Raw genomic sequence first — 8,452 nt, forward strand, 5'->3', positions numbered from 1 at the left:
CCAGGGTACGCACCTCATCGGCCACCACGGCGAAGCCGCGACCCTTCTCGCCGGCGCGGGCGGCTTCGATGGCGGCGTTGAGCGCCAGCAGGTTGGTCTGCTCGGCGATGCCGCGAATCACTTCCAGCACCTTGCCGATGCGGCCGCTGTCGGCTTCCAGGCGGCGTATTACGTCGGCGGTATTGCTGATCTCGCTGCGGATATCGGTGATGGTCTTGATGGTCGCCTGCATCACCGTTTCGCCCTGGCGCGCGGCGCTGTCGGCGGCGTCTGCGGCATGCGCCGCCTCGCCGGCATGGCGCGCAACTTCCTGGGCGGTGGCGGACATTTGATGCATGGCGGTGGCGACCTGATCGGTACGGTTGAACTGGTCCTGGATACCCTGGGTCATGCGCGAGGCGATATTCTTCAGCTCGCCGCTGGCGCTATCCAGGTTGCCGCTGCTCTGCTGCAGGCTCTGGGTGGTGCTGGCGAGGAAGTCGCGCAGGGTGTTGGAGGCGATGGCCAGCATGCCCAGCTCGTCGCTCCTGGTGGTTTCAACGCGCTGGCCGAAGCGGCCGTGGCTGAGTTCGTCGACGTGGCTGATCAGGTGACGGATCGGGATGATCAGGTGGCGGTTGACCAGCCACAGGCTGAACAGGGCGATGACCAGGGTAGCGGCCAGCATGATCACTGTGCCGATGGCTATGGTGCGTTCGGCGGCGGCGTTGATCTGGGTGGCCTGTTCCAGGCTCTGCTCGCGCAGCCGGGTGACCAGCATGCTCATCTGCTCGCTGGTGGCGCGGTCTATGCCTTTCACCGCGGCGTCGCCGGCCTTGGCGTCGCCATTGGCGGCGGCAAAGGCGTCGCGGCCCTTACGGTAGTTGGCGCCGAGGGCCTGGTGTTCGCTGCGCAGACGTTCGATCTGGCCTTTCAGCGCCGCGTCGTCAGCGGCCAACTGGACCAGTTCACCCAGGGTGTCCTGCACCTTGCGCTCCTGCTCCTCGAACTGGCCCCAGTATTTGTTCAGTTGTTCCTTGTCGCTGCCGCGCAGCAGCACGTTCTTCCATTCCTGCACCTGGATCTTGAATTCCACGTTGGCCGAATCGATCAGGCGGGTGGCTTCCACTGGGCCGTCGAGCAGGCCGCGGTAGGCCTGCATGCCGCCGGAGAGGAAGCTGAAACAGGCCAGGGCGGTGATCAGGATCAGCGCCAGGCTGCCGCCCAGCAGCGTAAGGATTTGCGCACGCAAGGATTTTTGCAGAAACATGGGTGAATACCCCTGAATATGGGATGGCGGGAGGTCACTGACGCGAACTCGCGCCGGGTCAGTGACGCCCCCTATCTGCTGGTGCCGGGAGCCGACTAGCAATGGCACCAGTGAGTATAGATCGGCTATTCAGGGGCGCTTTTTAGGCTAGGCGCAGGTGGTTATCCCACAGTCCCGCGGGCAGCTGCAGGGCGCGGCTGCTGATGGCTGCGCGGCGGCAGTCGAACAGGCGGCAGCGGCCCACGCCACTGCTGACCACAAAGCCCTCGGCCACCGCGCCAACCCCGGCGCAATCGGCCAGGGGCGCATCCAGGCGCAGGGCGGCGCTGTCCAGGTCCCAGATAAATAAGCGGTTGCCGCGCGGCGCGGTCAGCGCCAGCAGGCGCAGTTCGTTGTGGATCGCCAGGCTGGCTGTGTATTGGTTCATCGCCTGACGCTGCGCCTCGCCTAGGGGGAAGGGCTGAAACGGCTGGCCCGGACGTTTGATCGCCAGCAGCGGCACCGGGTCGCTGGCCTCGCCCATATATTGCTGGCCGCTGACTATGGTGCCGTCGCTGGCCACCGCCAGGTGGCGCACGCTGTTCATCCGCTCGGGCAGCTGCTCCTTGCTCAGCAGGCTGCCGTCGCGCTTGAGCAGCACCAGGCTGGACTCCATGGCATCGAGGTTCGTCTCCACCCGGCTGTCGGCTTCGGTGCGGATGCCGCCGTTGGCCACCACCAGGGTTTCGCCATCCGGTAGCCAGAGCAGCTGGTGCGGGCCGAGGCCATGGCTGGACAGCTCGTCGACCCGCTGCAACCGTTGGCCTTGCAGGCGATAGACGCCGAGCACGCCGCGGCCGGGGTCTGAGGTGTCGTTCTCGGTGGCATACAGCCATTCGCCGCCCTTGTGGAACACCGCGTGGCCATAGAAATGCCGTTGCGCAGGCGCATGCAGGGTCTGCAGCAGGCGGCCGTCGCGGCTGTCGATCAGGTAGCTCTGGGTGCTCGGGCGGCGTCCGACGAACAGGGCCAGCGGCAGGAAGGGGTGGGCGATCACGTCATGGCAGCGTTCGCTGACCCGAGTGGCGAACACCTGGCTGCCATCCAGGCGATAACCCACGGCGAAATGCTCGCCGGCGGCGTTGTCGCGGGCCGACAGCAGCAGCGCTTGCGCGCCGTTGTGCAGCAGCGTCCAGCCGCCCAGGGCGCTGGCGGCAAGCGCCGCGCCGGTGAGGCCGAGGAAGGTTCTGCGCTTCATTCAGTCACCGTCGTTGGCGTTAAAGCCCAGCTGAATGCCCAGGGCCTTGGCCAATTCGGCGGTGTGCAGGCGATGCAGGCTGTTCAGGCTGTCATACAGCGCATTCAGTTCGGCGCGGCCCGCTTCGTCGCTGAGCAGCTCGCCCAGCGGACGCTGCGCCGCGGCCAGGCGCTGACGGGTGTCGCCGTAGGCGGCATCGATGCGGCTTTTCAGCTCGGCTTGCTCGCCGCCCAGCAAAGCCTGGATGCCATCCTGTTCGGCGCCGTGCCAGATCAGTTCGGCGCTGGCCAGGCTGGCGGCCAGGCTGGCCAGGCTGGCTTGGCTGCGCCAGGCCTCGGCTTGATAAGGCTGCGGCTGACCCTTGCTCTGCCGGCCCAGTGGGGTGCCGAGCTTCTTTTTCAGCCCGTCGATGGCGTTGACCTGGGTGCGCAGCAGGTCGGCCAGCGCTTCCGGGGCTTCGGCATAACGCGCGTTGGGGAACTGCTTGAGCTGCGCGGCCATGCCGTCCTGGCTGTGCCAGTGCGCCAGGACATCGGCCGCGAGGGCTTGCTGGTGCTGGCCGATGGCGACTAGCAGCGGGCAGTAGCGGGCTTTCTGCTCGGCATTGCCGAGGTCGATGGCCGGATCGAACAACAGGTATTCATAGGCCGTCAGGCCCTGCACCACCACGCTGGATTTATCCAGGTCGGCCGGGGTCAGGTGGGGCTTGCGCTTGAGCAGGGCCTCGACCTGGCGCGCCACCAGGTTCTTCTTGTCCGGCCAGAACTGCACCTGCCAGGCGCGGTTGCCTTCGGCCATGGGGCCGAGCAGCACCGGCTGCAGGGCGGCCCAGGCGCTTTGCGCGCCGCTGAAGGCCTGGCGTGCCTCGACCAGGCTCTGGCTGCCCGCGCAGAAGGCTTGGCCACTGGCGGCCAATTGCCGATCCGCCTCGCTCCAGGCGCTGTAGATCGGCAGCAGCACGCCGTCGGTGAGGGCGCTGCTGACCTGCTGTTGCGGGTCGGCAGGGCTGCAGGCGCTAAGCGCCAGGCTGAGCAGGACGAGGCTGAGGGGGGAACGGATCATGGGGGGCTCCTTACAACGAATTCAGAAAGGCCAACAGTGCGGCGCGCTGCTCGGCGGAGAAGGTCAACACGGCCTGCTTGGCCGCTGCGGCTTCGCCACCGTGCCAGAGAATGGCTTCCAGCAGGTTGCGCGCGCGGCCGTCATGCAGAAACTGGCTGTGGCCATTGACCGCTTCGGTCAGGCCTATGCCCCAGAGCGGCGGGGTGCGCCATTCGCGGCCGTTGGCGAGAAATTCCGGGCGGTTATCCGCCAGCCCTGCGCCCATATCGTGCAGTAAGAGATCTGTGTAAGGGCGGATAGTCTGGCCAGCCAGTTCCGGCTCGGCGGCATCGGCGGCGGTGCTGAACTGCGGGATATGACAGCCCTGGCAACCGGCCCGATGGAACAGCCCCTTGCCCTCGAGCACCTGCGGCGCCGCCACATCGCGTCGCGCCGGCACCCCCAGGTTGCGGGTGTAGAGCAGCACGCTGGCGAGAATGTTGGCGCTGACCTCGGGCTCGCCGCCATGGGGCGCGGTGCGACAGTCCGCCTGCGCTGGGGTGCAGTTGTCCTGGCTGACCAGGTGGCTGGTCAGGCCCATATCGTTGGCGAAGGCCTCGGCATTCTGCTGGTTGAGGCTGGGCTGGCCGGCCTTCCAGCCGAAACGGCCGAGCACGCTGCGTTGCTGCGCGCGGTCCCAGACGCTATTGGCTCGGCCGGAAATGCCATCGGCGTCGGCGTCATCCGGGTCGGCATTGGCCAGGATGGCCGCCTCGGGAATGGCCTCGAGCAGGCCCAGGCCGATCATCGGCGGCGCTATACGCGCGGAAAACTGCGTATCCGGATGCAGGGGGCCATAACCCAGTTGGCTGATCTCCAGCTTGGGTTGGCGCAATTCAAGCTGCTCGCCATCGGCAAAAGTGATGGTCTGCGGGCTATAGCTGACCCGCACCTTGGCTTCGGGGGCGACGCCTGGGTTGGCCATATCCTGCAGTTGGCCGCCGTAACTGGGGTCGGCCAGCACGCCCAGGCGCTGGATGATCGCGGCGTGCTCGTTGCCCGCCGGCAGCGACAGGCGCACCAGCATAGACACCGAGCTGAGCGCATCGGCCGCCGGCGGGTGGCCGCGGCCGTCCTTGATATGGCAATTCTGGCAGGCGTTGGTATTGAACAGCGGGCCCAGGCCGTCGCGCGCGGTGGTGGTGGCCGGGGCCGGGACCCAGGGGTTGCGGAAGAAGCTGTTGCCGACGCTGAAATCCAGGCGGCGCGAGGGCGACAGATTGGCCGAGGGCAGGGAAAAGGCGTTCTGATCGGCCTTGTTGACCGTGGCGCTACCGGCGGACAGCGCTTCGCCAGGCTCGGCCTGGGTAAAGCGCGGGGATTGATCGCAGCCGGCCAGGCCGAGGGCGAGCAGCAGGGGGGGCAGGCAAAGCAGCGGGCGCATCGAGGCGATCCTGGACGGCGAATCAGGCGGACAAGCTTAGCAGGCTAAGGGAATTCAAATAAGAGGGATTTGCGTTTGCAGCGCCGGGCGAAATGTCGCGGCCAATAAAAAAACGGGGGCGGTGTTGCACCGCACCCGTTTCAGACCCACTGGATCAGAACTGGTGATCGGCAGTATCCGGGTTGAGGTCGCTGATCCCCAGCTTGCCGGCGGCCTGCTCGATGGCACCGGTCTGCTTGACCAGGGCGGCGATGGCGTCGCGCACTATCTGCTGGCCGTCTTTGTTGTCGGCGGCGATCAGTTGATCGAAGTGCTGGTTGTTCTTCTCGGCGCTATCGACCAGGGCCTGCAGTTTGCCTTCGCTGGCTTGCAGATCGGCCTTGAGGGTGCTGTCGGCGGCGGCGTCGGCCTTGGCCACCAGGGACGACAGGCTCGGGCCGCTCAGGCTGGTGCCGTCGACCTTCTTGTACTCGCCCAGGTACACGTTGCGGATACCCTTGGCGTTGTAGAAGTGCGAGTTGTGGGTGTTGTCGCTGAAGCAGTCGTGCTCGTCTTCGGTGGAGTTGGCTTCCAGCGCGACCTTCATGCGTTCGCCGGCCAGTTCGCCGAGGGACAGGCTGCCCATGCCGAACAGCATCTTGCGCAGGCCGTTCTCGGCCGATTCGGCTTCCAGGGTGGCGCGGTAGTTGTCGGCGTTGCCGGCTTGCCACTGCAGAACCATCGTGTCGAGGTCGCTGACCAGCAGATCGACCGCGGCTTTCAGGTAAGCGCGACGACGCTCGTTGTGTTCGCCGGTGGCGCCTGCGCCGACCACGAAGTCACTGGCCGGACGTGCGCCGGCACCCGGATTGCTACCGTTGAGGTCCTGGCCCCAGAGGAGGAACTCGATGGCGTGGTAGCCGGTGGCGACGTTGGCTTCTGAGCCGCCCAGCTCGTTCAGGCTGGCCAGCAACTCGGGGTTGAGGGTGGTCACGTCGAGCTTGTCTTCGCCGACCTGGATCGAGGTGTTGGCGATGATATTGGCGCTGGCGCCCGGGTTGCCCAGGGCGTGCTGGTAGTCCTGGGCGACGTAGTCGATCAGGCCTTCGTCCAGTGGCCAGGCGTTCAGCTGACCTTCCCAGTCGTCGACCACGGCGTTGCCGAAGCGGAACACTTCGCTCTGCATATAGGGCGCGCGGGCGGCCAACCAGGCGGCGCGAGCGGCTTGCAGGGTAGCGTCGTTCGGGGTGGCGAGCAGGGCATCGATGGCGCTCTGCAGGGCCTTGCCGGTGCTGGCGGCATCGCTGAACACGGCCAGGGCCAGGTCGGCGTAGTGGCTGACCACGGCTTTGCCGGCGGCCGGATCGATCTGGCTGGTCGCGGCTGCCGGGGTGCTAGCGGCCGGTGCGGCGGCTTGGTTGGCCGGGGCCTTATCTTCGCCACAACCGGCGAGGGAAATGGCGAGGGCGAGCAGGCTGGCAGAAGCCAGGGGCATACGAAGCATGGCGGAATCCTTTGCTTGTGAGATAGACGCACCCATGCGGTTGAGTGCAAAAACCGAAACATAATGCGAAAGATTTGCATTTTGCGCAAAGGGTGGTTGCAGCTTTTTCATCTGAGGCTGTGGGTAAAGTCTGCGTTGGGGCAAATCTATAGGGCTAAAATGCCGGCACGCGCGTCATCCACAATTAGGGTCTGTTGACGTTTCGTCGCTCGCTGCGAAACGTTAACAGACCCTCGGGAGAGTCCTGCATGAGCCTTACCAGTGTTGCCGTCATCGTCATCCTGATCCTGGTCGCCGCCTATGCGGTGATGCTCTACAACGCCCTGGTGCGGCTGAAGCACGGGGTGAGCAAGGCCTGGGCGAATATCGATGTGCTGCTCAAGCAGCGCCATGAAGAACTGCCCAAGCTGGTGGAGACCTGCAAGCAATACATGCAGCATGAGCGCACCACCCTGGAGCGGGTGATTGCCGCGCGCCAGGCGGTTTCCACGGCGCGCGAGCAAGGCGATATGGGCGCCTTGGGCAAGGCCGAGACGGGCTTGCGCGCGGGCCTCGGTCAGCTGTTCGCCCTGGCGGAGAACTACCCGCAGCTGAAGGCCAATGAAAGCTTTCAGCACCTGCAGCAGCGCATCAGCGGCCTGGAAAACGGCATCGCCGACCGCCGCGAGCTGTACAACGAGGCGGTCAACCTGAACAACGTGCGCATCGAGCAGTTTCCCGATCTGATAGTCGCGCGCCTGTTCGCCTTTAAGGAGGCCGTGCTGCTGGAGTTCAGCGAAACGGAAAAGGCCGATGTCGATCTCAAGTCGCTGTTCGGTTAGGCCATGGATACTCAAGACCAGGTCATCGCGCTGGCCTGCAGCGTGGTCGCCTCAGGCGCTGGCGCCTGGTGGTTTCTCCGGCGTTTCTCCCAGGCCCGGCATTTGCTCGACACCCCCACCTCGAAGATCCGCTCGGCGGCCCAGGGCTATGTCGAGTTCTATGGCGTCTTGCATGAGGCGGCGGATAGCCAGCTCAGCGGGCCGCTGACCAACACCCCCTGCCTGTGGTGGCGTTATAAGATCGAGGAGTACCAGTCCGACGGCAAGAAACGCAGCTGGCGCACCCTGGAGAGCGGCAGCAGCGATGTCTGGCTGCGCCTGGATGACAGCACCGGCAGTTGCATGATCGATCCGCGCGGCGCGGAAGTGCGGCCGCTGACCCGTGAGCAGTGGCGGGGCAGTTTGCGCCATCCACTGGGGCCGGCGAAGTCGGGCTGGAGCGCCTTTTTCAGCAGTGGCGAAAGCTACCGCTACACCGAGGAGCGTCTGCACGTCGGTCAGCCGCTGTATGCCATTGGGGATTTTCGCAGCAGCGGCGGCGGTCGTCAGGGGCTGGATCTGGGGACGGCCAAGGGCGCGGTGATCCGCGAGTGGAAGGGCGACTTTAACGGCCTGCTGCAGCGCTTCGACAGCGATAGCAATGGCCAGCTGGATGAGCGCGAGTGGAGTCGGGTGCAGCTGGCCGCGGGCCTGGAGGCCGAGGATCGGCATCGCCAGCAGGGCGTGCAGCCGGAGCTGCATCATCTGGGCAAGCCGGCCGAGGCCCAGCCCTTTGTGCTGGCCTGCGCGGGGGAGGATGAGCTGGTGCGGCACTTCTACTGGCAGGCCGCGGGCGGTGCGCTGCTCTGTGTGCTGGGGGCCTTGGCGGCTGCCTGGTTGCTGGGCGTAACGACGGTCTAGCAGGGCTGCGCCTGTTGTTGCCTGACAAACCAATAGCCCGCCAGTTGGCGGGCTATTGGTTGTGTCCTGTCTCGCGGGGTAACAGGCCGTTGAAAAACTACCTGCGTTGCCCCTCTCGATAAAAGAAAGGGGCGTTAAAAACGGCCTAAAAATGCTCATTTACAGCACGTAAACTGCGCTTTTTCGGCCATTTTTGCCTTGTCTCAGCTGCCTCGTCTACGTTTTTCAACGGCCTGTTAGAGCGTCGCCGGGTTGGCCGCGCTGTTAAGGCGCCGGG

7 protein-coding genes are annotated in these 8,452 nt (G+C 65.6%); 2 read left to right on the forward strand and 5 right to left on the reverse strand.

Features of this window, described 5'->3' with window-relative positions; translation table 11 throughout:
* From Q8Q83_RS09835 to Q8Q83_RS09855, 5 genes are all read right to left on the reverse strand, one after another.
* Window positions 1–1,249: methyl-accepting chemotaxis protein (locus Q8Q83_RS09835; RefSeq protein ID WP_305623279.1), on the reverse strand; the 1,249-nt coding region annotated here is incomplete at its 3' end.
* Window positions 1,250–1,391: 142 nt separating this feature from the next.
* A complete protein-coding gene (locus Q8Q83_RS09840; protein ID WP_305623281.1) occupies window positions 1,392–2,486 on the reverse strand; it encodes a DUF1513 domain-containing protein in 1,095 nt (364 codons plus the stop codon).
* Complete coding sequence (locus Q8Q83_RS09845; RefSeq protein ID WP_305623283.1) at window positions 2,487–3,548, reverse strand: imelysin family protein; 1,062 nt, start codon at window positions 3,546–3,548, stop codon at window positions 2,487–2,489.
* Window positions 3,549–3,558: 10 nt separating this feature from the next.
* Window positions 3,559–4,971 carry a di-heme oxidoredictase family protein gene (locus Q8Q83_RS09850; RefSeq protein ID WP_305623285.1) on the reverse strand — a complete coding sequence of 471 codons (1,413 nt, stop codon included), beginning with the start codon at window positions 4,969–4,971 and terminating at the stop codon, window positions 3,559–3,561.
* A 154-nt stretch (window positions 4,972–5,125) separates the two neighbouring features.
* Window positions 5,126–6,454 carry an imelysin family protein gene (locus Q8Q83_RS09855; RefSeq protein ID WP_305623287.1) on the reverse strand — a complete coding sequence of 443 codons (1,329 nt, stop codon included), beginning with the start codon at window positions 6,452–6,454 and terminating at the stop codon, window positions 5,126–5,128.
* 248 nt (window positions 6,455–6,702) lie between these two features.
* Here Q8Q83_RS09855 and Q8Q83_RS09860 point away from each other — a divergent pair, with 248 nt between their 5' ends.
* On the forward strand, window positions 6,703–7,275 hold the full coding sequence (locus Q8Q83_RS09860; RefSeq protein WP_305623288.1) for a LemA family protein: 573 nt from the start codon (window positions 6,703–6,705) through the stop codon (window positions 7,273–7,275).
* Window positions 7,276–7,278: 3 nt separating this feature from the next.
* On the forward strand, window positions 7,279–8,175 hold the full coding sequence (locus tag Q8Q83_RS09865) for a GIDE domain-containing protein (RefSeq protein ID WP_305623290.1): 897 nt from the start codon (window positions 7,279–7,281) through the stop codon (window positions 8,173–8,175).
* Window positions 8,176–8,452: the final 277 nt, after the last annotated feature.

It is taken from the genome of Pseudomonas sp. (assembly GCF_030696055.1).
GTDB lineage: Bacteria > Pseudomonadota > Gammaproteobacteria > Pseudomonadales > Pseudomonadaceae > Aquipseudomonas.

Coding starts and splice junctions, on each gene's coding strand:
- Q8Q83_RS09840 (WP_305623281.1), bottom strand. CDS start 2,486: ATGAAGCGCAGAACCTTCCTCGGCCTCACCGGCGCGGCGCTTGCCGCC.
- Q8Q83_RS09845 (WP_305623283.1), bottom strand. CDS start 3,548: ATGATCCGTTCCCCCCTCAGCCTCGTCCTGCTCAGCCTGGCGCTTAGC.
- Q8Q83_RS09850 (WP_305623285.1), bottom strand. CDS start 4,971: ATGCGCCCGCTGCTTTGCCTGCCCCCCCTGCTGCTCGCCCTCGGCCTG.
- Q8Q83_RS09855 (WP_305623287.1), bottom strand. CDS start 6,454: ATGCTTCGTATGCCCCTGGCTTCTGCCAGCCTGCTCGCCCTCGCCATT.
- Q8Q83_RS09860 (WP_305623288.1), top strand. CDS start 6,703: ATGAGCCTTACCAGTGTTGCCGTCATCGTCATCCTGATCCTGGTCGCC.
- Q8Q83_RS09865 (WP_305623290.1), top strand. CDS start 7,279: ATGGATACTCAAGACCAGGTCATCGCGCTGGCCTGCAGCGTGGTCGCC.